Genomic DNA, 399 nt, shown 5'->3' on the forward strand with positions numbered 1-399 from the left:
GCTTGATCTGAATCGCCTGGGGCAGATCTTCGTACGTGTGCCCGTTCAGCATGGGCAGCACGTCACACTCCGCGAGCGTGAGGAACCGTTCCGTTCCCTCCGGGTCGGAGGGATGCTTGCCTCGGAAGTGTAGATACGAGGAGATGCGCTGCAGCCCGTCGATTAGCTCGTAGACGCCGTCCTCGACCTCGATGACGTAGATCGGCGGGATTGGTAGCTCGAGGATGAGCGACTCAACGAACTGCGACTGCTTGCCCTCGGACCACCGGAACAGGCGTTGGAAGTCCGGATTGATGATCAGCTCCTTCGACTTGTACATGTCGAAGAGCTCGTTGAAGGAAACGTCGACCGCCCGCGTGCGCACACGCGAGATCGCGCCGTCGACGGACTGAATTAGAT

General features: G+C 59.6%; 1 protein-coding gene. It reads right to left on the reverse strand.

The window, feature by feature from the left end; translation table 11 throughout:
- Window positions 1-399: DUF262 domain-containing protein (locus I6F37_RS43310; protein ID WP_225154881.1), on the reverse strand; the 399-nt coding region annotated here is incomplete at both ends.

This window comes from Bradyrhizobium sp. NBAIM08 (assembly GCF_020193935.1).
In the GTDB taxonomy this organism is placed as follows: domain Bacteria; phylum Pseudomonadota; class Alphaproteobacteria; order Rhizobiales; family Xanthobacteraceae; genus Bradyrhizobium; species Bradyrhizobium yuanmingense.